The organism is Marivirga arenosa, assembly GCF_030503895.2.
GTDB classification, from domain to species: Bacteria; Bacteroidota; Bacteroidia; order Cytophagales; family Cyclobacteriaceae; genus Marivirga; species Marivirga arenosa.
Genome location: NZ_CP129970.2, coordinates 2,582,230 through 2,604,529, shown reverse-complemented (window position 1 = coordinate 2,604,529; position 22,300 = coordinate 2,582,230). Strand labels below are relative to the sequence as shown.

Sequence of the window (22,300 nt, the reverse complement as noted above, 5' to 3'; positions counted from 1 at the left end):
ATTAAGATTCAAAAAGGTGTTTCTCAGCTAATTCAGAAAATTCTTTCTGGTCCTTAATCAGGTAATCATCATATTTAGATGGTTCCCATATTTCAACTCGATTTCCCATCCCCACAACAATTGACTCCTTTTGAAGTCCAGCAAAGGACATCATATTTTTAGGAATCAAAATTCTTCCTGCACTATCAAGTTCAACGATTGCATTGCCCCTAAAGAAATTACGCTGAAGATTTCTGTATTCAGCATTAAATTCATTCAAGCCAGCGATTTTAGAAAATATCTTTTTGTATTCAAGCATAGGATATAATACCAAACATGGTTCAAATCCTCTGCGCACGACAAGCTCATCACCGCTTCCCTCTGGAAGGCTGTTTTTGATCTTGGCTGGCAAGACCATTCGCCCTTTGGCGTCTAGCTTACAATCATATTCACCGGTGAAGAATGCCATGCTTACATTTTACACAATTTCTTATATGCAAAGCTAAAACAATATGCGACATTTCATACCACTTTCCCCCACTTTTTTACACTTTTCTTCAAAAGATTACATTTTCATCCCCAAATTTTAAAAGAAAATATAGCTTAAAAGCATTTTAAGGCCAGGAAATAAAAAATTAGAAGTGAAATTTCAAGAGGTATTAATACGACATAAGATACTGATAACCAGAATAATAAGACTGTATATAATTATTGAAAGATTAGAAGGTAAAGGATTGTAAATCAGAGAGAAGTGAAAATTATTAATTATTTCAGCACGTGTAATATTTGAAATTAAGAATTTTTCAGAAAAAGTGATTTTCATCTCAATAAGGATAGAATTTCGGCTCTATTCGCATCTAATTCTGGTGGTGGGGGAAGGTGGGAGATTTTTTCCATAAATTGAATTTCCCCCACAAAATGTCTTAATCCGTGGGGGGTTTCACCTTCTTGAAAAATCATTTCGGAAGCTTCTTTTGTTTCAAAAACTTCATCAATCGATTTCAAAACTCCAGCGGGTACATTTGCTGAATTTAGTTGATGAATCAATTCTTCAGCCAGAATATTTTCAGCTTTTTCTAAAAGATATTGATTTAAGATTTCCCTATTTTGAACGCGCTCAGAATTCGATTTAAACCGCTGATCATGAACAATATTTCCCAATCCTAAAACCTTACAGAGGTTCCTGAATTGTTTATCAGTTCCAACGGCCAAAATTATTTCTTTTTGGTTTTTCGTTCTTAACACTGTTCCATAAGGAGCAATATTAGGATGCTCTGTACCCATCTTTGTTGGAATATGTTTAGCAACCAGATAATTCGTAGCTTGATTTACCAAGGCTGATACAGCTGATTCAAATAAAGAAATGGAAACTTTTGAACCCACCCCATTTTTTAAAAGGTTTATATAGGCCAGTAAAATTGCTTCTTTAAGCTGATGAGCTGCTAATACATCCACAAGGGCAACCGGCATCTTTAAGGATTTCCCACCAGGTTCACCATTCATCTTCATAAATCCACTTTCTGCCTGAATTATAGCATCATAACCTACCCTTTTATCATGCTCACCATAACCAGTAATTTGACCATATATAATTTTTGGATTTAAAAATTTTAAGGATTCAAAATCAACTTTAAGCTTTTGAGCATCGCCTGACTTATAACTTGCAATCACTACATCTGAGATCTTTACAAGTTCATAAAATACAGATAAATCCTCCTGATTCGATAGATCTAAAGCAATGGATTTTTTACCGCAATTCGCTGAAGAAAAATAGGCAGAAACAGAGCTTTCGTTTTCTTCATTCTTTAGTTTCCAGGATCGAGTTACATCTCCGCAACTTTTGGGATTCTCTATTTTGATTACTTCAGCCCCCAACTCAGCAAAAAACTGACCAACAGATGGGCCTGCAAGCACATTTGCTAGTTCTAAAACTCTCAATTCTTTAAAAATACCCTCCATAAACTTTAGATCATTACGATTCTAAACTTCTGTTAACTTCCATTTACCTCTCTTAAACCAAATAATTGAAATAATGGCAAGAAGAGCGAAAGCCGAAACAATCCCAATATAGACACCATTTGAACCAAAACCCATTTGATTTGCTATATAATAAGCCAAAGGGATTTGAAATAGCCAGAAGCATACAAAATTGATGATAGTTGGGGTTTTAGTATCTCCAGCTCCGTTGAAGGCATGACTCAACACCATTCCGTAAGCAAAAAAGATGTAGCCAAAGCAAATGAATCGAACTGCTTTAATGGCTTCAGCTTTTACTGCTGCTACATCTGTAAAAATTCCAACGATTTCATTTGAAAAGATGAAAAACACTAAAGAAACTGTAAATAGGAAAATCACATTATAACGAGCAGCGAGCCAAACTGACTTCTCTGCTCTTTCGGGAAATTTAGCCCCCAAGTTTTGACCCACTAAAGTTGCTCCTGCATTACTGATTCCGAAGGAGGGCAGTATGGTAAAAATAATAATGCGGAGTGCAATGGTATAACCTGCTAAAACTTCACTGCCAAAATTTGAAATGATTCTAACCAAAAATATCCAACTGGCGGATTCAATTAAAAATTGTCCTACCCCACCCGAAGCAATTTTCACTATTCTTTTTATAATAGAAAAATCAGGTTTTAAATGATGAAAAGAAACGCTTATTACTCCTGTTCCTTTCAATAAATGATAAAGTTGATACAAGACTCCAATACTTCTACCTATGGCCGTGGCAATTGCAGCTCCAGTAACTCCCATTTCTGGGATTGGCCCAAATCCAAAAATGAATATTGGATCCAATATCATGTTTAAAATATTGCTCACCCATAAAGCACGCATTGCAATGGATGCGTTTCCAGCACCTCTAAAAATTCCATTTATAAGAAATAGAAGCATTATAGTTCCATTACTGGCAAATAGAATTTTAGTATACCATTTCCCTTCTTGGATTAAAGCCTCAGAACCTCCCATCAATCGTAATATATCTTCCCCGAAAATGAAGCCTGAAACACTTAAAACAATAGAAATAAACACAGTTACAATTATCGCTTGTACTGATGTATGAGCGGCTTCTTTGTTTTTCTTTTCCCCTATTCTTCTTGCAACCATAGCAGTTGCAGCCATACTAAGCCCAATACCTAATGAATAAACTATTGTGATCACGGACTCGGTTAAACCTACAGTTGCTACAGCATTAGTGCCAACTTGAGCAACAAAAAATACATCAACCACTGCAAAAAGTGATTCCATAACCATTTCCAGAACCATAGGAACTGCCAATAAAATTATAGCTCTGCTAATCTTTATATTGGTTAAGTCTTCATTTGTTCCTTTTATGGCATATTGAAGGAAAACAATATATCTCTTAATTCTTTGTAGCATAATTACAGATGAAAATGCAAAGTAAATCTATTCTCAACTTAAGTTGACAACTTATACGCCTTTTTTCAGAGAACTGTATATCAAAACATTAAATGAAAGTGGCGGTTATTGAGGAACTAAACTAAAGACTATGGAAAAGATTAAAACTAGAATTAAAAAAGGCTCCTTAACCGAAGAAAGAAGAGACTTTCTTAAAAAAGCAGGTGGCTTTGCTGTAATGAGCATGTTTGGATTATCATTTTTCACTTCATGTAGTGATGAAAATGACCCCACTCCTGACAATAATTCTTCTAATCCAACTGATGGTGGAAATACAACAGAAGGAATTCAAATTGATGGAAACACAATAACTATTGATTTAACTGTAATAGATGAATTAAATTCAAATGGTGGTTGGGTACTGATTGAAGAAGCCCAAACTTTAGTGGTTAATGATGGTGAAATTAAAGCCTTAACTTCTGTTTGCACTCACTCCGGTTGTGATAAAGATTGGTCCTTACAAGGAGGAAATTTTGTATGTTCTTGTCACGGATCTGTATTTACAACAGACGGAGAAGTAGTTAGCGGCCCAGCAAATGGTGATTTACAAAAATTTAGTGTTATTGTTGAAGAAGATATAGTTACAATAACGAAATGAAGAAAATTCTTATACTATTTCTTATATGGTGTTTTTCAGAGAACGCATTGTCACAAGCCTATATTACTGATGATGGTTCTATCAAATTTATCTCCAGAGCGCCACTTAATGAGTTTGATGGAAATTCTAGTTATTTGAATGGTTTAATTGATTTAGATAAAAACCTAGTTGATTTCTACATTGATTTGAACACCATAAAAACTGGGATTTCACTTAGGGATTCTCATATGAGGGATAGCTATTTAGAAACTAATGATTATCCTTATGCAGAATTTACAGGTACGATAGAGAATATTGAGCAGATTAATAAACAAACTTTAAAGCGTGGTTTAAAAGTGGTTGCTAAAGGAGATTTCACCATTCATGGTGAAAAACAACAAAAAGAAATAAATGGAAGGTTAAAATTAAATGATGAAGGGAAATTAATTCTAGAAGCTAAATTTAAAGTAGCCTTGAAAGACCACAATATTGAAAAACCTTCCCTCCTAGGTTACGAACTTGCTGATGTTCAAGATGTAGAAATTAAAGCCATTTTAAATGAAAAATAAAAAATATTATTTTTTAGCATTAATATTAGTCTTCTCAATGGTGCAAACTAGTTATGCACAACTAGAACGTAAACTTGTAAATAAAAATCCTGATGTTGAACTCACATTTGAGGCCCCAAGAAATATAAATTTACTTACAGTTGAACCTTTAGGTACTAACAATCTTCATTGGGCAATTATGCATACTTTTGGCACCATTGATAATGGAGGACAAAACCTTTGGGGCATAGATAACGGAGCAAATATTAGATTAAGTTTTGAATATGGAATTAGTGATAGATGGTCTGTTGGCTTTGGAAGAAGTAGTTTAGACAAAGTATATGATTTTTATACACGATATCATATTATTAAGCAAAAGCTAGATGATTCAACACCACTTTCAATATCCGCTGTGTTGAATTATGCTGTTAATACTAGCAATTATAAATTTTTAGGAACGGAAAACCCCACATTCAGACAACGTTCCTCTTACTTCGGTCAAATTATGTTGGCAAGAAAGTTTAATAAAAAATTAAGCCTTCAAATAAGTCCTATGGTCGCATATTTTGAAGACCCTCAAGATATATTCCTTAATAACAGCACGGAAGAAATAAATGCGGCTTTAGGCTTCTCTGGAAAATACAGAGCATTCGGCAGAAGTACATTTACCGTTCAATTCATTCCTAATTTAACTAATGGCTTAAGACCAAATGTTGGGATTGGCTATGATTTGGAAGCTGGTGGTCACGTTTTTCAAATGTATTTTGTTACAGGCTCTAGTTTAAATGAACAATATTTACTGAGCTCACAAAATGGTGTTGTTGGCGAAGGTTTTCGATTAGGCTTTAACGTTAATCGAGTTTTCTCATTGGGGTCAAATGAGTAACATTTAACATTTGGATAATTTATATCTAAATTAATTTTTAGTAATTAGGAGTTATAAAACTACTTTAAAATGAAAAACCTAATAATTGTCTCATCAATTTTATTCTCGATCATTAGTTGTAAACAAAACTCTGAAAGCTATGAAAACATCGATTGGCAAGGTCATCGAGGTGCACGTGGGGTTTATCCTGAAAACACTTGGGCTGCCTTTCAATATGCTTTAGAACAAAACATGAATACTTTAGAAATGGATGTTGTCATTTCAAAAGATGGCAAAGTCGTTCTATCTCATGAGCCATTTCTAAATCATAAAATTTGCCTAGATACTGCAGGAAACCCAATTCCTGAGGCAGAGGAAAAAGAATGGAACATTTACAAAATGAACTACTCTGATTTACAAAAATGCGATTGTGGAACTATTCAAAACCCTGATTTCCCTAACCAGAAAACTGCCAGCTCATCGAAACCGCTTTTAATTGACATTATAAATAAAACAAAGTCTTATTGTGGTGAAAAAGGAATTGAATTACCTCATATGAATGTTGAAGTAAAATATGAGGAAGAAATGAAAGGTGAGTTTCATCCTGAAATTAAAGAATTTAACAAACTTGTATACAATGTGCTATCTGCAAATTACCCATTAGAGAAATGGAATATTCAATCATTTGATTTTAATGTATTAAAACACTTTCATGAAAATTACCCAAAAGTAACTTTAGCAGCTTTAGTATTTGAAAGTGGTGCATATGAGCAACAATTTGAAGACTTAGGCTTTACACCTGAAATTTACAGTCCTTATTTTCAATTAGTTGACAATAAAATGTTAACTGAATTACACGAACAAAATGTAAAGGTGATTCCGTGGACGGTAAATGAGGAAAAAGATGCCAAGAGACTTATAAAATTAGGCATAGATGGCATCATTACAGATTATCCGGAATTAGCCGACAAATTCCGTAAGAATCCTTAATTTTGCCTAAATATTAGAAATTAAAAAACCTGTTAGCTTTGAAAATTTAATAGCGAATTCGCTATTTTATTCCTCTTTAATTTTAATAGAAAAACCTAACAGGTTTCTGTTTTCGTTAAACTAAAGCGATCTCAGATTCACTAATTATAAAATACTAATTAATATTTATGTCTAATAAAAAATACGACATTTACGGGATTGGAAATGCCTTGGTAGATATCATAACTGAAGTTTCAGAAGAGTTCGTTTTGGCAAACAAGGTCGAAAAAGGCGTTATGACCTTGGTAGAAGAAGAAAGACAAGCGGAGCTATTAAATTCTATGAAAATCACTGAAGAACACATGCAAGGTGGTGGTTCAGCTGCTAACACATTGGTTGCTTCTAGTCAATTTGGCGCAAAAGGATTTTATTCTTGTAAGGTAGCTAATGACATGGAAGGTAAGTTCTTTTTGAAAGATTTAAAAGAAAATGGAATTGACACGGTTTTAACACCTGAAACTGCGCCTCACGGTAATACAGGAAAAGTATTAGTGATGACTACTCCTGATGCTGAAAGAACAATGAATACTTTTTTAGGGATAACCTCTGATTTTTCTGAAAAGGAAATTCATGAATACGCATTAAAAGATTCAAAATATTTATACCTAGAAGGCTATTTAGTAACATCAGAAAGTGGTTTAGCAGCTATGCAAAAGGCTAAAAAAATTGCTGAAGAAAACGATGTAAAAGTAGCCCTTACATTCTCTGATCCATCTATGGTTAAGTATTTCAAAGAACAAATGGAATCAGTAGTGGGTGCAAGTGTTGATATGTTATTCTGTAATGAAGAAGAAGCAGCACTTTTCACAGGAGAAAATGATATAAAAAGTATAAGAGAAGAACTTAAAAAAGTAGCAAAAAAGTTTGCAATCACTCAAGGTAAAAATGGAGCTATCATTTACGATGGTGATACCTTTATAGATATTGAACCTTATCAAGTTCAAGCAATAGACAGCAATGGTGCTGGTGATATGTTCGCAGGAGCATTTTTATTTGCCATTACACATGGGCATAGCTTCGCAGATGCTGGGAAATTAGCTTCTTTAGCAAGTTCTAAAATTGTAACACAATTAGGCCCAAGGTTAACCTGGCCAGATGCCAAAGAAATCCTAAGCAGATGGACAGCTGAATAATAGGATGAAAAAATGATCAAATGCCTTTCGATTTCTCGAAGGGCATTTTTTTTTTCAAATCACCTATGCTGGTCTATTAAAATCGTATTACCATCAGGATCCTTTAAGATAATATTTGCAGGACCTTCTTTACTTCCATCAGTTTCCTGTATTAGTTCTAATCCTTTTGATTTCAAATCCTTTTCAATTTTTCTAACATCATCACAAGGATTGATATCTTCTCCATTCTCATTCCATCCTGGATTAAAAGTCAGAATATTTTCTTCAAACATTCCTTGGAATAAGCCTACTAAAGAGTTCTCATTTTTCATGATGAGATAATTCTTATCTAAATCTCCACTTAAAACTTGGAAGCCTAACTTTTCATAAAATTCTTTGGAAACTTTAAGATCTTTAACTGCTAAGCTTATTGAAAATGCTCCTAATCTCATAATTTGATTGTATTGGTTCTTCAATCAAATTACAATTTTTTCAATAAAAAATGCATTCCGTAGCTGAATGACTTAATGTTTAGCAGATTTTAATTTCAATATTAAAAGATTAACTACAAATAAAGCGATCATTGTTATAGATATCATCAATATGTAAGTAGTTGCAAATGCAAGATTATGGCCAAAATTTAACCCCACTTCATATACAGAAGCACTATCGAAATTAGTGAAAATCGAATAAACAAAAGTGAGTAAATAGGCAATGCCAATGAAGCTAAAAATAATTTTGAGGAATTTTTTAAGGTTTAGGTTGATCATAACAAAAGTATTTAAGGTTATTAAAATTCTAAGTCATATGAATTCATAAGTTTTCATTTATATTTTTAAAGTTAAAAAAATATGGCAAGATCAGCATTCCTGATCCTGCCTAATATCTTAATTACAATATTGATTTAAATAATAATTAACGCTGCTGTCACCTAAGCTTTTCGCTTTATTCCAATCTTCACAAGCTTCAGCATCATTTTCCAATTGATAATTTATATTTCCTCTTAACTTATAATAAGAAGCGTCATCATTTTTTAATTCAATTGCTTTGTTTAAATCTTTTAAAGCTGGAAGAAAATTTTCAAGAACAGATTTAACATTTCCCCTGTAGTAATATGCCGAAGCATCCTCTGGGTTTAACTGAACTACTTTATCATAATCTTGTAAGGCCCCTTCCCAATCTTCGGTTTCTTCTCTTAAAATTGCTCTGTTGTAATAAGCATCTGTATTATTAGGATCTAAAGTGATGGCCTTAGAATAGTCTTCAGCTGCATATCTTACATTCCCTAAATACAAATAACACTGAGCCCTATACAAATAAATTGAAGCATCTGCTGGTGATGCCTCAGCAGCTTTGTTAAAATCATCTAAGGCTGCTTGATAATCTTCTAATTCTAAATACGACCTACCTCTTTTAAAATAAGAATCTGATTTAATAACATCTCCTTGAATTGCTCTTTCGAAGTAAGATACTGAGCCCACCCAGTCTTCTATTGCATAATATGATTCTGCTTTTATGTAAAATACTTGAGGGTTTCCTTCATCTAAATCTTCCAAAGCATCCACATCATCAATTACACCTTGATAGTTTTCCTTTTCATATCTTGCTACTGCCCTATTTTCATAAGCTCTGGCATAATCTGAATCTAAGGATAGCGCTTGATCATAATCTTTTATCGCTTCATCAATGTTCCCTTGGAGCTGTTTAGCCTTACCTCTATTATTAAAATAAACCGCCTCATTTATTCCACCAGAAATTGCAGTATTATAATCGCTAATAGCTCCCGACAAATCATCCAATCTAAATTTAGTATTCCCTCTTAACGCATAAGCTTCATACAATTCTTTGTTGGCTGCAATTGCAATGTCAAAATCCTGAAGTGCATTCTGCCAATTGTTTAATGCATAATTGGATTTCGCTCTAAACAAATAAAGTTGATCCGCTTTGCTGCCAAATTCTTCGGCTTTATCGAAATCAGATAAAGCAATTTCATATTGCTCATTTCTAAAATTAATTACCCCTCTGTGATAATAGGTTTCAGGGTGCTTATCACCAAATGTAACTGCTTGATTCAAATCACTTAAGGCCGGATCAAGTTCTTCCTGTTGGAAATAGGCGTTACCTCTACCATAATATAAATCTGATGATTGATTCCCCATTTGAAATGCTTGATCCATCATATTAATGGTTTCACCATAATTCTCAAGATTATAATAACTCAATCCCATGCGCACATAAGTGTTATTGTCAACCTGACCCAATTCAACAGCCTTATTAAAATCAGTTAATGCACTCTCCCATGACTCTAAAAAGAAATGAGCATTTGCTCTATTTAATACACCTTGCGGATAATTAGGATCTATGGTAAGCGATTGGTTATAATCCTGTAAAGCTGCTTCGTAATTTCCAAGCTTTGCTTTTGCTTTACCTCTGTTGTTATAAATGATTTCATCTTTTTGCCCTAAAGCAATAGCTTGATCATATGATTTAATTGCATCCTTAAACCTATCTTGACGGAATAAGGTATTAGCATAATTAAAATGAGTTGTTGGATTCTGAGACCCAAAACCTATCACTCTTTGAAGGAATTTACTTGCTTCCTCATATTGTTTTCCTTCGTATAAAGCATTACCCAAGTTTTCAACTACTTCTTTGTCTGTAACACCTTTGTCAATTGCTTTAGATAACTGTGTTGCTGCTTCTCGGAAATTTTCAATTGCAAAAAATGCATTCCCTATGTTGGCATATAATTCAGCTTCATCAATTCCACCTTCAATTGCTTTTTGATAATCGCTTATGGCTGGTCTATAATCTTCTTTGTTATATAAGATATTTCCTTTGAAATAATGTAATTGTGCATTTTTAACACCACCCGAAATAGCTGCCTCCATGTTTTCAAGCGCTTTATCAAACTGCTGTGTTTGATAATAGGCTAAACCTAGCATTTCAGCTACTTGAGGACTTTTATTTTCAATTTTCTCAAGATCACTGATGGAACCACTATAATTCTTTTGCTGATAATAAGCAGTACCTCTATTGAGTAAGGCTTGTTCATAATCTGGCTTTTCTGTTAAAGCCAAATCATAATCTTTAACGGCTTCAGCTACCTTATCCTGTAAAAATTTAGCTTTCCCCCTATTGTTAAATACAATAGGATCTTTGGCTCCTAAATTCACAGCTTTTGTATAGGCCTCTTCAGCTCTAATTAAGTTTTGATTTCTAAAATATAAATTGCCTAAATTAAAATAAACATCAATAGATTTACTTCCCATATCGGAGGCTTTGGACAAGTCCATAATAGCCATATCTGCTGATTTCATTTCATTGTAGGCCAAGCCTCTTTTCTCATATAAGTTTATGCTTGTTTCACCTTGCTCTTCTGCTTTTGTTAAAGCTTCAGCAGCACTTCTAAAATTTCCAGCTTCAAATTGAGACTGACCTAAAGCATAGTATACTTGCTGTGTATTTTTCCCGCCTTGAATAGCAGAATTCAAAGCTCGCACTGCCTCTTCATAATTTTTCGTTTCGAAATAAGACAAGCCTATTATTTCATAATTATCTGCAGATCTATCCCCTCTCTGAAAAGCTTGCTTAACCGTTTCAATGGATTGCTCATACTCCTTTTTATTGAATTGAGCTTTTGCTAAAGCAGAAAATAAATCTGCTTCATTATAGGAGGCTTCTTTTGCTTTATTTAATGCAGCTATAGCTTTATCCCAATTTTGATTGGCATTTGCCATAAAGCCTTGATAGAGGAATAGCTTAGCCCCCGATGAACCTGATGCGATTGCTCTTTCAATGTTAATTTTAGCTTCTTGAGTATTCCCTGCTTCATATAATAAAATAGCATATTCTTCAAAAACTTCTGGTGACTTTGCTCCAGCTGCAATGGCTTTTTTGAAATACGAAATGGCTCCTTCATTTTGATTTAATTCAATTTTAGCTTTTGCTGCATTTTTGAAAAGAGTAGTATCGTTTACACCAAATGAAATAGCCCTTTCTAAATTTTGAATTGATTCTTGATATGCTCCTCTTTCATATTGAGCTGTACCTAGCAATTGAAAAATCTCTCCATCATTCGCACCTCTTTCTACAGCAGCTTTAAAATCAGCTATTGCTCTATCACTTTGGGAATCCTTTAAATAGGCAATCCCTCTGTTTTTGTAAGTTTTAACCTCATTATTGCCTCCACTAATTGCTTTACCGTAATTAATGATCGCTTCACTGTATTTCTCAGTATTAAATTGAGCTTCTGCTAATTGAAGAAATACTTCTTGATCATTAGTACCTTGCTGAATTGCTTTTTTGTAATCTTCAATTGCTTTTGACCAATCCTCCGTTTTGAAATAAGCGGCTCCTCGGTTTTCTAGTGCAGTTTGATAATTAGCTTTTAATCCTAATGATGTAGTATAATCAGCAATTGCAGCCTCATATTTTTCAGTTAGAAATTTAGCTTTTCCTCTATTATTGAATAAGATCTCAGATTCATATCCCAACTTCTCTGCCTGATCATAAGCATTTATTGCGTTGGCATATTTCTCATTTTTGAAGTACGCATTCCCTAAATAATAGCTCACTTTCGGATCTTTGAATTCTAATTCAACTGCCTTTTCCAAATCAGGAATGGCTTGACTTATTTGATCCAATTCGTAATGAGAAATCCCTTTGTAGGCATGCCATTTAGCTTCATTAACTTTTTCTTTTTGAGCTTGTGCAAAATCATTAATTGCTTCAGTATACTTATTAAGCTCAAAGTATGCGAAAGCCCTAATTGAATAAGCTCTAGGGCTAGATTTTATTTTAAAAGCATTGGTTAGATTTGAAATTGTCTTATTATAATCTTTAGCTTCAAATGCTGAGAAGCCTGCCATCTTCCATGCAAAATCATCTTTCGGATTTTGGTTAGCAAACTTTTCAAATGTATTAATTGAATTAGCCCAATCTTCACTTGCATAAGCATTCAATGCAGATAATAAATGTGCGTTTTCACTAATCCTATTGGTAAAATTTGAAAACCCATTGGTGATTGGGTTGGCCTTTTCTAATCGAGATATATCAATAATTACGGCTCCATTTATGCCATCCGCCTTATTTAAAATAAAGCCTTGAATTTTATCATTTTCTACAACAGCTGCTCCAATAGCATATTTATTCAGATTATCAGGTATTACGGCAAAAACACCATATCCTTCTATTTCAGAAGCACTCGCTACACTAACATTCGATTTTTTCACATCCTGTATAGCATCAGCTCTTAGCATATTAAAACTGGCTCCTTTCTTAATAATTCCTTCCCCAAGATTAGCCTTTTGGAATTTAGTAGTCAGATTATTATCGACTGCAAATTTCACTAAGCCACTAGCTGGATCATGAGCATTTATAGTAGAAATATTATGAACGCTGCTATCCTGAGTAAATACTTTAGCGCTCGTGGCTCCTAAAAAAAGGTTCTGATGTGTGACCCCAGTTCCTTGGCCATCAATAATTATTGCAGTTCCTTTTTGAAGAGGTTGACCAGCACCATTATAGGTTTGAACAAAATATAAACTTTGCTCAGTTTGAGAAAAAGCAATTGCTGAACTAATAAAAAGAATTAGGGTCAGTATATTTCTATATATTTTCACCATGAATTAATGATTTAAAAAGATTGACGAAAATTATTGAATTTTTGGCGCTTATGGAAGAAAATAACCGCTTTAGTTATACATCTTGGTTAAACTAATTCTGTTAATTAAATTGAAATCTAAATTTTATAACTATGAAAAAGACATACCAAATCATTTTTCCCTTATTCATTATCTTAATTCTAGTGGCTTGTGATCCTACAACAAGGAAATCCCCCGAAGAAAACGAAATTAGTACAGAACAAGTAGGTGGACCAAAAGAAGTAATGCAAGGCCCTATAAGCCTTGTGATTCATGGAGGAGCAGGTACTATTAAAAGGGAAAATATGACTGAAGAAAAAGATGCTGAATACAGAGCTAAGTTAGCAGAAGCATTGGAAGCAGGTTATGCTAAACTAGAAGATGGTGCTCCAGCAATGGAAGCGGTTATAGCAGCTATTCAGATTATGGAAGAATCACCACTTTTTAATGCGGGGAAAGGAGCAGTTTTTACAAACGAAGGTAAAAATGAGCTTGACGCGGCCGTTATGGATGGAAAAACAAGGAATGCAGGAGCAGTTGCGGGTGTATCCACTATCAAAAGCCCTATTGAAGCTGCTTTATCTGTTATGAAAGATAGTCCACATGTGATGATGGCTGGAAAGGGAGCTGAAAAATTCGCTGCTGAACAAGGCTTAGAAATCGTTGACCCAGAATATTTCTTCACCCAAAGTAGATATGATGCACTTCAAAGGGTAAAAGCAAGAGAAGAAGAGAAAGGAAGAAGTGCGGCATTATTAGATTTTCCAGATAGTAAATTCGGTACAGTAGGCTGTGTAGCGTTAGATAAAGATGGAAATATTGCGGCTGGAACTTCAACAGGTGGAATGACCAACAAAAGATATGGCAGAATTGGTGATGCACCTATTATTGCAGCAGGTACTTATGCCGATAATCTAACGTGTGGTGTTTCTGCTACGGGCCATGGAGAATATTTCATTCGATCGGTAGTAGCTTATGATATTGCCGCTAAAATGAAATATGCAGGAATGAGTTTAGAAGCTGCTGCTAACAAAGTAGTGTATGATGAGTTAGTTGAGTTTGGTGGTGGCGGTGGAATCATTGCCTTGGATAGAGCAGGAAACATCACCATGCCTTTCAATACATCCGGAATGTACAGAGGCTATATGAATGAAAAAGGCACACCTAAAGTATATATATACGAAGACGAAAAATAGAATATCTCAATACAGTAAAGAGCTATGTTTCATACGCATGGCTTTTTTTATTTTAATCTATCTGATTTAAATACTTTTGTATACACCTTCCCCCCCTTCTAATTTTGTATAGATTATGTAGAGGTCATTCCTCTAATGATTAAACAAAACTGTATTTTTTTAATATATCTCAAATATTATTTGGCTGGGAATTTAATCTATCCTATGTTGAAGTTTTAAGAATACTTTAATTACTTATGTATAAGTAATTAGCTATAATACAATATAAAAGAGATATTTAAGAATCTACACATATTGAATAAGTAAAAGCTAAATAAAACTAATCCCCAGCTTTTCAAAAATTTCAATCTCTGTTAAAATCTTGAAAATGTATTTTTTTAATACACCAAAATCCCTTCGATATAAAATTGATGGAAAGTTGATTCGTCTAAAATATCCCCAAATATGGTATTAATGCTTTATTTAAAGGTAACTTGTAAGATTAATAATTGCATATGACCAAGAACACAGTAAAATTTAACACAACAGACAATCGGGAATTTGTTAGCACTTTAAGATTAAGAGTAAATCAATATTTCAAAGATCAAAAAATTACAAAATACGCGAATAACCGAATGAAAATTAAAACAGCTTTTATGTTATTGCTGTATTTTATTCCGCTAGTACTAATGCTTAGCGGTATTATCAATAGTGTTGGATTAGTAATTGCTATGTTTTTTGTAATGGGATTTGGAATGGCAGGAATAGGCTTATGCGTTATGCATGATGCAAACCATGGCGTTTATTCGAAAAATAATTTAGTAAATAAAGCTTTAGGCTTTACAGCCAACTTTATTGGTGCTTATCATATTAACTGGAAGATACAACACAACGTATTACACCATTCATTCACCAATATTAATGAATACGATGAAGATATTGACAAAAAGGGCATCATAAGATTTTCACCACATCAAGAAAGAAGAAGCTTTTTTAAATTTCAGGCATTTTATGCTCCAATACTATACGGCTTAATGACCTTTTATTGGTTGATAGCTAAAGATTTAGATCAATTAATACGATACAATAAGCGAAATTTATTGAAAGCTCAAGGTTTAAGCTTCTCAAAAGGACTGGCCACAATGCTATTTCATAAAAGCTGGTATATTATGCTTACGTTGGTAGGTCCAATATTAATGACAAGTGTAATTTGGTGGCAAGTAGCCTTAGGCTTTTTATTAATGCAATTTATTAGCGGTTTGATCCTTGCTTTAATTTTTCAACCCGCACATGTTATAAATGAAACTCAGTTCTATGAAGTAGATGAAAAAGGAAGTGTAGAAAATAATTGGGCAATTCATCAATTACATACTACTTCAAATTTCGCTAACTCATCATCATGGTTTTCATGGATTGTTGGTGGCCTTAATCATCAAATTGAGCATCATTTATTCCCAAATATATGCCACATTCATTATAGCAGTATAGCTCCTATAGTTAAGAAAACAGCAAAAGAATTTGGCATACCTTATCATCATCATAAGTCATTCTATGCAGCTTTAAAGAGTCATTTTTCTTTATTAAACCAATTAGGAAATGGGGAATATGATAAAAAATTAGCTTTAGCTACTGTTGCTAGTTAAATAGCCTTTACATCAAAAAAAGCCCTGAAGTTGATGAATTTCAGGGCTTTTCTATTTCAGGACGTCTCAACGTCACAAATTATTTAAAATCTAATTTACATCTCTCTTTGCAATCAATACATAATTTAATGCAACACTGATGACCAACCAAGCTAAGGCAATAATTGCACTACTTACTTTTACATAATCTTGAATTTCCATGAATACATACCGTTGAAATGGGATTTCAATCAAATTATTTACCGCATGAATTGGGAAAAGTGTAATTAACCAATGATCATCAAATTTATAATTTAGAATCCCTACTATGGCTGGTTCCAAAAATATGGCGTAAAAACACAGTCCTATTATAGCAAAACCTGCTTTTTTCAATAAAATAGATATGAGCATAGCCAGATTAAGGAATGTAACCAGCTCTAGAAAATGAGCTAATAAAAACTCCATATCGTTTATATACATACTGAAAACGAAATTAGTCCCGTAAAACAGTCCCATTAAAGTACCTGCAAGCCAAATCACCAACATATTAAACAAACTAAATCCAAAGATTAAAGTCTGTTTGGCAATTAAGAACTGAGAGGGCGACATTCCATCAATAATGTTCTGTCGGATCGTCCTATAACTATATTCATTAGTTACTGAAATGATCACTATGAAAGCTAAAAAGAACTTTAAGTAGGATGCCAAATAAGTGAGATTTTGCCATACATCCGGAAAATCATAAAAAGGAATAATATTTGGGCTAATCCCTTGAAATTCAACACCTGAATTGGTCATCCAGGAAAGTAAAATTTTAACGCTACTCATGATCAGCAATAGCAATAAAAAATACAGAGAAGCTAACCTTATGAAGGTTTTATAATTTTTCAGCTTTAGCCATTCGATTTGTAAATATTTCAATATCATTCGTTTCCGGATAAAAGTTGTAAAAATTGTTTCTCTAATGACTTATTGATATATGAAAGATGAGTTAAGATGATTCCATTTTTAATTAAATATTGATGGAATTCATGAATAGGGGTGTCATTAGACAATTGCACCTCTAACCTACCTAAATTATTAAGTTTCATATCAACAAAAGCAGGGAATTTACTGGCTACTGATTTCAGATTATCTAAATCTTGTGCCATTAGTTCAATCCCTTCATTTCCCATTAGGCTTTCGGCAACAGTTCCTTGGAATATCTTCTCACCTTGCTTTAATACAGCAAAATGAGTGCATACTTTTTGCACTTCATCTAGCAAATGACTCGCCAAAATAATGGTCTTACCTTTTTCAGCAATATTGATAATCAGCTCTCTGATTTCAGCTATACCTTGAGGATCTAAACCGTTAGTAGGTTCATCAAGTATTAACACTTCAGGGTCCGACAGCAAAGCAGAAGCAATGGCTAAACGCTGTTTCATACCCAAAGAATAACTTTTAAATGGCGAATCCGCTCTATTCCCTAAACCCACTTGGGTTAATACTTCTAAAATTCTTTTTTCTGGAACCTCCTTAATTTTACAAACAATCTTCAGATTTTGAATCCCTGATAAATAAGGATAGAAAGTAGGGCTTTCTAAAATAGCACCCAAATTTCTTCTTTGAGCTGCTGTGGGTTCCTTACCAAACCATTTATAAATACCAGAATCCTTTTGAACAACCCCTAATAAAATTCCTAAAGTAGTACTTTTACCACTTCCATTTGGCCCTAACAAGCCAAAGACTGTTCCTTTTTCAACTTTTAATTCAAGATTATTAACAGCCTGAATTTTGCCATAGCGTTTATTCAGTCCTGAAATCTCTAGTATATTTTCAGCCATAAATTTTATTCTTCGGTTGTCGTATTTTTTTCTACCTCTTCATCAATTTCATCCTTGTAAGCCTCTCTTATTTTGCGCGCTTTCTCTCTCTGCTTTTCTCTTTTATCCTTATCTTGGATGAAATCTCCGATAGGGCCAAAATTTAAATCTGACTTCATGAGTTGAGGAAGTTTAGATATATCAAAGGCACCTTCTAAAAAGCCTACAAAAATACCTTCTTTCGTTTCTGCAGTCGCAAACAAAATATCATCTCTGCCCTCAGGAGTTTTAACCTCTATATCTGATCCTTCAATTCTGGCGGTAAAAATAGATTCCCAACCCGTAAAGTCCTGATTGCTTTTCCATTCCTGAAATTTCATTTCATTTGAATCTGATTTCAATTGTATCTGAAGAATATGAAGCTTTTTGATTCCTTTTGTCGCCTCTGCAAATTCAGGATTATTATTAGCATTAATCATCTTTATATTGCTAGGATAAAGATTGATGTTTAAAGTATGAATACCTTCTTCTTGAAGGCTTTTTAATGGGTCTTCTATTTTCTTCTCGCAAGAAAATAAAACTAATGTTGTTAGTAGAGATAAGATTAGTAGTCGCATAGTTATTTTTAATTTAAATAGAAATAGCAAGATAGGCTAAGCCCATCTTGCTAAAGAAGATTTTACCTTAAATTATTTATTATTCTCATCCATTTCTTCAAGCTTTTCTAAATTTTCCATTCCTGAAATATTTAAACCATTAGCCATTTTCGACATTTGTTTCAAATCGATATCTCCAAATATACTAGCGGCTACGAAACTACTGTCACTACCCACTAACATTACTAACTCACTTACCATACCTCCTTTTTCTTGAATTAGAAATCGAATATCAGAATCACCGTCTCTCACGGTCATCAATTCGTCATAACCTCTGGCAAAGGCTTTATTTGCTTCAGAAAATAAAGATGCTCCATCACTTGTTTTACTGTTAGCAATCAACTTAATACCTTTTAAACCACTTACTGCCTTCTTCATGGCTTCACCATCTTCTCCTTCTACTTCAAAATTTGAGAATAATTCAATCATTCGCTGGTTCACTGAAACTATAGTAAATGATTCGTTCGAAGCATATTTATCATAAAATTTCATGAACTCCGAGTTCTGTGCTTGTGCTGCCAAACTTACTAAAGCTAAAACAACTATTAATCCTATCTTTTTCATTTTTATTCTATTTTTATTTGTATTCACTTATAATTATTAATCACTAAGGTTTTAGATATTTTAAGTACAGTATTCGAATTTATGTCTAGACTCCAGTACTCAAATCTTTTTTAACTATCTCCTTTTTCTTTATTCTGTTTTCTTTCTGGTTGAAATGTATTTTTCACTTTCTCCTGTGCTGTATTGATCATTTCCAACGAGCTTAAATGTTTTCTACTATGATTCATCATAGAAGCCATCAGTTCTAAAGTAGCTTTAGCCTCTAAATATGCTTTTTCTTCTTGCTGAGCTAGTTCCCTTCTTTCTTGTTGCATCGGCATCCACCAAGCAAAGAAACCAAGGGCAAAGGCAACTAATACAGAAGCTGCTATTTTCATCCAATTCCACTGGTCTTTTGATTTTGACTTTTTATGAATTTTATTCATCACTTGATCATCAAAATCATCACCCAGCGTTAGGTTTTGTTTCAGTTCTTCCTGGCTTTCAAACCATTCCGCCATCTGTAACAACTCTCCCTCTAATTTATTTTTATTGGCTTTCAGTTCACTTTTGAACTGCATTTCTTCTACTTGGCTAAGCTCTCCTAACCAGTATTTTTCAAGCCAAATTTCTAAAGTTTTTAATGCCATGATCATTTATTTTTTGCATGCTAGCTTTCAAATATTTTCTTGAGCGATATAAATCAGTTTTTACTTGTGACTCTGAAATTTCTAAAGTCTCAGCAATTTCCTGATAACTATTACCCTCTACTTCTCTTAATATGAAGACTGTTTTTTGCTTCTCGCTAAGTTGCTCTAAAACGTCTTGCAATATTTTCCATTGGTCTTGCCAAACAGAAATTGTGCCTGGATCTTGACCAAAAGTCTTTTCTAACTTGAGTGAATCTTGATGCTTTTGAACTGTCTTTTGCTTTCTAAGTCTATCAAGGCAAATATTTTTTACAATTTGCATCCCCCAAGCTTCAGGGTTTTCCACCCTATCCCAATCCGATCTTTTATCCCAAATCTTAATTAAAGCCTCTTGAACTGCATCTTTAGCCTCTTCTTCATCTTTCATGTAAAAGAAGCTGAAGCGATAAAGCTTATTCTTTTGACTCAGGTAAATATTTTTAAAATAGTTCTCTTCGTTCATTTCATGTGTTTAAAAATGTTATTCATCGGCCACATGGAACTTGACAAAATAAAAGAGTGAAATTCTTAATTCTTTTTAAACTCTCGTTTTGTTTCGTTTCATAAAGTAGATGCACAAGTGAATTAAAAGTTACAGCAAGTTGAAGTAATTTTTTAAATCTTATCCTATAACGATATAATTTATTGATTTTCAGTTAATTAATTTTATTAAAAATATTAAAATTAATTTAGATAGTGTCAGGAATAGTAGAATCCGCTATATTCAGATTTATTTATCTGTATTATGAGATCGATTTTTTGTCTATTAGCGATTAGCCTATTTACTAATTTTATGATATATTCTCAGGAAAGAGAAAATCATCTAATCTTCTGGGAGAAATTAGAAGCACATTGTGGAAAAGCATATGCCGGAGAAGTAGTAACCGCTCCAGTTCCTGAAGATTTTCAAAAGAAAGATCTAATCATTCATTTTAAGTCATGTGGGGAAGGTCAAATAAGAGTCCCCTTTGTAGTAGGTGAAAACAGGTCAAGAACCTGGGTTTTTACATTAAGCGATCACAATATTGAATTAAAACACGATCACAGAAATAAAGATGGAAGTCCTGCGGAAATAACTATGTACGGAGGTACCAGCCCTAATACAGGTTTTGAACAAATGCAGTATTTCCCAGCAGATCAACAAACAGTAGATATGATTCCATATGCTGCTGGCAATGTATGGTGGGTTAGTATTTCAGATTCAGTATTCACTTACAACCTTAGAAGAGTCAGCAGTGATGACCCAATCCGATTAGAATTTGATTTAACTCAAGAAGTAGAAGCACCTGTATCACCCTGGGGTTGGGAATAATCCGAAATTGTCAGCTGGCTTACAAAGAATAGTCCTTCTTACTGTAACCTAAACTTCAATTAGGGAGTGTACTAGTTTTATCAATAAATAAAAGATAAAACTTAATATGGATTATAATCAAGCACTCTTAAAACCTTTCAAATTAGGAGACTTAGAATTAAAGAATAGAGTTGTAATGGCTCCAATGACCAGAAGCAGAGCAGATAACGAGCAAAAAGCTGCGAATGCTGAATTACAGGGACTGTATTACAAACAACGTGCTTCTGCAGGATTAATCATTACAGAGGGCTCTCAGATATCAGAAAAAGCGGTTGGATATATTAACACACCAGGAATTCATACTAAAGCTCAAACTGAGGGATGGAAAGAAGTTACCAAAATGGTGCATGATGAAGGAGGTAAAATATTTCTTCAATTATGGCACGTAGGTAGAATGTCTCATCCAGATTTTCATAATGGTGATCTCCCACATGCACCCTCTGCGATAAATCCAAATTCAAAATCTTATACTCCAGAAGGATTTAAAGAAACTGAAACTCCGAAGGAAATGACATTGGAGGATATCAAACAAACCATTCAGGATTTTAAAAATGCTGCAGCAAATGCTTGGGAAGCTGGATTTGATGGTGTTGAAATACATTCTTCTAACGGATACCTGTTACATCAATTCTTTAGTTCTACTTCTAATAAAAGAACTGATGAATATGGCGGTTCAAAAGAAAATAGATCAAAAATCCTATTCGAAATTATAGATGCAATTAAAGAAGTAATGCCTGAAAACAGAATTGGCTTGAGGTTAAATCCTTCTTTACATGGCATTTTTGGAATGGAATTAAATGAAGAAACAATTCCAACCTTTGATTATATAATAGAAAAATTAAATGATTACGATTTAGCTTATTTACATTTATCAGAACCATTTAATGATGTTTCTGAGGTTGAACATGCTGTTACTGATATAGCAAAAAGATATAGGCCGATTTACAAAGGGAACCTGATGATCAATGCTCATTTTGATAGAGAATCAGGCAATAAAGTAATTGAAGAAGGTGATGCTGATATGGTAGCATTTGGCAAACCTTATATTTCAAATCCTGATTTAGTGGAGCGATTTGCTGCGAAAGCTGAGTTAGCAGAATATGATACTGACACCTTCTACACCCCTGGTCATAAAGGCTATACGGACTATCCTAAAATGGAAGAAATAGAAGCATAATGAATGAAAAAAACCACTCCAAAATGGAGTGGTTTTTAGTAATCGAATCAAAAAGTCCCGACTCAAGCGAATAACCATAAATAAAAATCACTTGAAGTCGGGTATTAAAT

General features: G+C 33.6%; 20 protein-coding genes. 9 read left to right on the top strand and 11 right to left on the bottom strand.

Going from position 1 to position 22,300, the window contains the following annotated elements:
• Nucleotide 1: 1 nt before the first annotated feature.
• The 3 genes from mraZ to QYS48_RS11415 form a co-directional block, all read right to left on the bottom strand.
• Entirely contained in the window at nt 2-448 is a 447-nt protein-coding gene (gene mraZ, locus QYS48_RS11425; RefSeq protein ID WP_302101696.1) for a division/cell wall cluster transcriptional repressor MraZ, read from the bottom strand.
• A 350-nt stretch (nt 449-798) separates the two neighbouring features.
• Nucleotides 799-1,938 (bottom strand): CaiB/BaiF CoA-transferase family protein, encoded by a 1,140-nt coding sequence (locus QYS48_RS11420; protein ID WP_308356011.1) that lies wholly within the window; start codon nt 1,936-1,938, stop codon nt 799-801.
• Nucleotides 1,939-1,959: 21 nt separating this feature from the next.
• Nucleotides 1,960-3,357, bottom strand: a complete 1,398-nt coding sequence (locus QYS48_RS11415) for an MATE family efflux transporter (RefSeq protein WP_308356010.1) — start codon at nt 3,355-3,357, stop codon at nt 1,960-1,962.
• A gap of 130 nt (nt 3,358-3,487) precedes the next feature.
• Here QYS48_RS11415 and QYS48_RS11410 point away from each other — a divergent pair, with 130 nt between their 5' ends.
• The 5 genes from QYS48_RS11410 (at nt 3,488) to QYS48_RS11390 (ending at nt 7,548) form a co-directional block, all read left to right on the top strand.
• On the top strand, nt 3,488-3,994 hold the full coding sequence (locus QYS48_RS11410) for a Rieske (2Fe-2S) protein (RefSeq protein WP_302123604.1): 507 nt from the start codon (nt 3,488-3,490) through the stop codon (nt 3,992-3,994).
• Nucleotides 3,991-4,542, top strand: coding sequence for a YceI family protein (locus tag QYS48_RS11405; RefSeq protein WP_308356009.1), 552 nt, complete (start codon nt 3,991-3,993; stop codon nt 4,540-4,542). The genes QYS48_RS11410 and QYS48_RS11405 overlap by 4 nt, the downstream gene beginning before the upstream one ends.
• Nucleotides 4,532-5,407, top strand: coding sequence for a DUF5777 family beta-barrel protein (locus QYS48_RS11400; protein WP_308356008.1), 876 nt, complete (start codon nt 4,532-4,534; stop codon nt 5,405-5,407). Before QYS48_RS11405 ends, QYS48_RS11400 begins: the two co-directional genes overlap by 11 nt.
• 69 nt (nt 5,408-5,476) lie before the next feature.
• Nucleotides 5,477-6,376 (top strand): glycerophosphodiester phosphodiesterase family protein, encoded by a 900-nt coding sequence (locus QYS48_RS11395; RefSeq protein ID WP_308356007.1) that lies wholly within the window; start codon nt 5,477-5,479, stop codon nt 6,374-6,376.
• A gap of 167 nt (nt 6,377-6,543) precedes the next feature.
• Nucleotides 6,544-7,548, top strand: a complete 1,005-nt coding sequence (locus tag QYS48_RS11390) for an adenosine kinase (RefSeq protein WP_308356006.1) — start codon at nt 6,544-6,546, stop codon at nt 7,546-7,548.
• Nucleotides 7,549-7,607: 59 nt separating this feature from the next.
• Here QYS48_RS11390 and QYS48_RS11385 read toward each other — a convergent pair whose 3' ends face one another.
• Together QYS48_RS11385 and QYS48_RS11380 are read right to left on the bottom strand one after the other, a co-directional pair.
• The gene (locus tag QYS48_RS11385; RefSeq protein WP_308356005.1) at nt 7,608-7,979 is read right to left on the bottom strand and encodes a VOC family protein; all 372 of its coding nucleotides are present in this window, start codon (nt 7,977-7,979) and stop codon (nt 7,608-7,610) included.
• A gap of 435 nt (nt 7,980-8,414) precedes the next feature.
• Nucleotides 8,415-13,154: a tetratricopeptide repeat protein gene (locus tag QYS48_RS11380; RefSeq protein ID WP_308356004.1), complete on the bottom strand. Its 4,740-nt coding sequence runs from the start codon at nt 13,152-13,154 to the stop codon at nt 8,415-8,417.
• A gap of 131 nt (nt 13,155-13,285) precedes the next feature.
• On the opposite strand from QYS48_RS11380, the gene QYS48_RS11375 reads away from it, so the two are divergent.
• Entirely contained in the window at nt 13,286-14,368 is a 1,083-nt protein-coding gene (locus QYS48_RS11375) for an isoaspartyl peptidase/L-asparaginase (protein ID WP_308356003.1), read from the top strand.
• 494 nt (nt 14,369-14,862) lie between these two features.
• Entirely contained in the window at nt 14,863-15,990 is a 1,128-nt protein-coding gene (locus QYS48_RS11370) for an acyl-CoA desaturase (protein WP_302101711.1), read from the top strand.
• A 90-nt stretch (nt 15,991-16,080) separates the two neighbouring features.
• Here QYS48_RS11370 and QYS48_RS11365 read toward each other — a convergent pair whose 3' ends face one another.
• The 6 genes from QYS48_RS11365 to QYS48_RS11340 form a co-directional block, all read right to left on the bottom strand.
• Entirely contained in the window at nt 16,081-16,896 is an 816-nt protein-coding gene (locus QYS48_RS11365) for an ABC transporter permease (RefSeq protein ID WP_369592733.1), read from the bottom strand.
• Nucleotides 16,893-17,795, bottom strand: coding sequence for an ATP-binding cassette domain-containing protein (locus tag QYS48_RS11360; protein ID WP_308356002.1), 903 nt, complete (start codon nt 17,793-17,795; stop codon nt 16,893-16,895). Before QYS48_RS11360 ends, QYS48_RS11365 begins: the two co-directional genes overlap by 4 nt.
• A 5-nt stretch (nt 17,796-17,800) precedes the next feature.
• Nucleotides 17,801-18,391 (bottom strand): DUF4252 domain-containing protein, encoded by a 591-nt coding sequence (locus QYS48_RS11355; protein WP_308356001.1) that lies wholly within the window; start codon nt 18,389-18,391, stop codon nt 17,801-17,803.
• 72 nt (nt 18,392-18,463) lie between these two features.
• On the bottom strand, nt 18,464-18,994 hold the full coding sequence (locus tag QYS48_RS11350) for a DUF4252 domain-containing protein (protein ID WP_302101715.1): 531 nt from the start codon (nt 18,992-18,994) through the stop codon (nt 18,464-18,466).
• 110 nt (nt 18,995-19,104) lie between these two features.
• On the bottom strand, nt 19,105-19,623 hold the full coding sequence (locus QYS48_RS11345; protein ID WP_302101716.1) for a hypothetical protein: 519 nt from the start codon (nt 19,621-19,623) through the stop codon (nt 19,105-19,107).
• Nucleotides 19,592-20,125, bottom strand: coding sequence for an RNA polymerase sigma factor (locus tag QYS48_RS11340; RefSeq protein WP_308356000.1), 534 nt, complete (start codon nt 20,123-20,125; stop codon nt 19,592-19,594). The genes QYS48_RS11345 and QYS48_RS11340 overlap by 32 nt, the downstream gene beginning before the upstream one ends.
• Nucleotides 20,126-20,455: 330 nt before the next feature.
• On the opposite strand from QYS48_RS11340, the gene QYS48_RS11335 reads away from it, so the two are divergent.
• Together QYS48_RS11335 and QYS48_RS11330 are read left to right on the top strand one after the other, a co-directional pair.
• On the top strand, nt 20,456-20,974 hold the full coding sequence (locus tag QYS48_RS11335; RefSeq protein WP_308355999.1) for a hypothetical protein: 519 nt from the start codon (nt 20,456-20,458) through the stop codon (nt 20,972-20,974).
• Nucleotides 20,975-21,080: 106 nt separating this feature from the next.
• A complete protein-coding gene (locus QYS48_RS11330) occupies nt 21,081-22,190 on the top strand; it encodes an alkene reductase (protein ID WP_302101719.1) in 1,110 nt (369 codons plus the stop codon).
• Nucleotides 22,191-22,300: the final 110 nt, after the last annotated feature.

What these genes read in the sequence shown, in the direction of transcription:
- mraZ (WP_302101696.1), bottom strand. Translation starts at nt 448, where the DNA reads ATGGCATTCTTCACCGGTGAATATGATTGTAAGCTAGACGCCAAAGGG.
- QYS48_RS11420 (WP_308356011.1), bottom strand. Translation starts at nt 1,938, where the DNA reads ATGGAGGGTATTTTTAAAGAATTGAGAGTTTTAGAACTAGCAAATGTG.
- QYS48_RS11415 (WP_308356010.1), bottom strand. Translation starts at nt 3,357, where the DNA reads ATGCTACAAAGAATTAAGAGATATATTGTTTTCCTTCAATATGCCATA.
- QYS48_RS11410 (WP_302123604.1), top strand. Translation starts at nt 3,488, where the DNA reads ATGGAAAAGATTAAAACTAGAATTAAAAAAGGCTCCTTAACCGAAGAA.
- QYS48_RS11405 (WP_308356009.1), top strand. Translation starts at nt 3,991, where the DNA reads ATGAAGAAAATTCTTATACTATTTCTTATATGGTGTTTTTCAGAGAAC.
- QYS48_RS11400 (WP_308356008.1), top strand. Translation starts at nt 4,532, where the DNA reads ATGAAAAATAAAAAATATTATTTTTTAGCATTAATATTAGTCTTCTCA.
- QYS48_RS11395 (WP_308356007.1), top strand. Translation starts at nt 5,477, where the DNA reads ATGAAAAACCTAATAATTGTCTCATCAATTTTATTCTCGATCATTAGT.
- QYS48_RS11390 (WP_308356006.1), top strand. Translation starts at nt 6,544, where the DNA reads ATGTCTAATAAAAAATACGACATTTACGGGATTGGAAATGCCTTGGTA.
- QYS48_RS11385 (WP_308356005.1), bottom strand. Translation starts at nt 7,979, where the DNA reads ATGAGATTAGGAGCATTTTCAATAAGCTTAGCAGTTAAAGATCTTAAA.
- QYS48_RS11380 (WP_308356004.1), bottom strand. Translation starts at nt 13,154, where the DNA reads ATGGTGAAAATATATAGAAATATACTGACCCTAATTCTTTTTATTAGT.
- QYS48_RS11375 (WP_308356003.1), top strand. Translation starts at nt 13,286, where the DNA reads ATGAAAAAGACATACCAAATCATTTTTCCCTTATTCATTATCTTAATT.
- QYS48_RS11370 (WP_302101711.1), top strand. Translation starts at nt 14,863, where the DNA reads ATGACCAAGAACACAGTAAAATTTAACACAACAGACAATCGGGAATTT.
- QYS48_RS11365 (WP_369592733.1), bottom strand. Translation starts at nt 16,896, where the DNA reads ATGATATTGAAATATTTACAAATCGAATGGCTAAAGCTGAAAAATTAT.
- QYS48_RS11360 (WP_308356002.1), bottom strand. Translation starts at nt 17,795, where the DNA reads ATGGCTGAAAATATACTAGAGATTTCAGGACTGAATAAACGCTATGGC.
- QYS48_RS11355 (WP_308356001.1), bottom strand. Translation starts at nt 18,391, where the DNA reads ATGCGACTACTAATCTTATCTCTACTAACAACATTAGTTTTATTTTCT.
- QYS48_RS11350 (WP_302101715.1), bottom strand. Translation starts at nt 18,994, where the DNA reads ATGAAAAAGATAGGATTAATAGTTGTTTTAGCTTTAGTAAGTTTGGCA.
- QYS48_RS11345 (WP_302101716.1), bottom strand. Translation starts at nt 19,623, where the DNA reads ATGGCATTAAAAACTTTAGAAATTTGGCTTGAAAAATACTGGTTAGGA.
- QYS48_RS11340 (WP_308356000.1), bottom strand. Translation starts at nt 20,125, where the DNA reads ATGAACGAAGAGAACTATTTTAAAAATATTTACCTGAGTCAAAAGAAT.
- QYS48_RS11335 (WP_308355999.1), top strand. Translation starts at nt 20,456, where the DNA reads ATGATATATTCTCAGGAAAGAGAAAATCATCTAATCTTCTGGGAGAAA.
- QYS48_RS11330 (WP_302101719.1), top strand. Translation starts at nt 21,081, where the DNA reads ATGGATTATAATCAAGCACTCTTAAAACCTTTCAAATTAGGAGACTTA.